General features: G+C 64.1%; 1 protein-coding gene. It reads left to right on the top strand.

Going from position 1 to position 407, the window contains the following annotated elements; genetic code table 11:
• A partial coding sequence (locus G3I78_RS49735; RefSeq protein WP_203616598.1) for an NPP1 family protein occupies positions 1 to 185 on the top strand: 185 nt, incomplete at its 5' end.
• Between the last annotated feature and the right edge of the window lie 222 nt (positions 186 to 407).

The following is a 407-nucleotide window of genomic DNA, read 5'->3' on the forward strand; positions in this document are numbered from 1 at the left end:
GCGAGAACCACATCGGCAACTGGTTCTACCCGCGCCTCGTCGGCTGGAACGGCTGTCCGGCGGGCCTGCGCGACAAGCTCGTGAACGCCGACTTCGGCTCGGCCACGATCAAGATCTCCGACGGCCGCTTCAACGACGCCCTGAACGCCTCGAAGCCTCCGATCCCCTTCAACCCCTACGCGTGACGGAACGTGACGGAGCCCGGGAGCATATCCAGCTCCCGGGCTCCAGCTTGCCACCCATTTGCGCACACCGGCGGCGTTTAAGAGTCGCGGATCATTCTGAGATCGACGTGTTCTGCCTTTGAACTACCGCGCCACGAGAGAGGCGCAGAGGGGACTTGAACCCCCATCCATCGATGATCGTCCGCGCTCGGTCGATCCGGCGTTCGGCGGCGAATGCTGAGA

The organism is Streptomyces sp. SID13726 (assembly GCF_010548375.1).
In the GTDB taxonomy this organism is placed as follows: Bacteria; Actinomycetota; Actinomycetes; order Streptomycetales; family Streptomycetaceae; genus Streptomyces.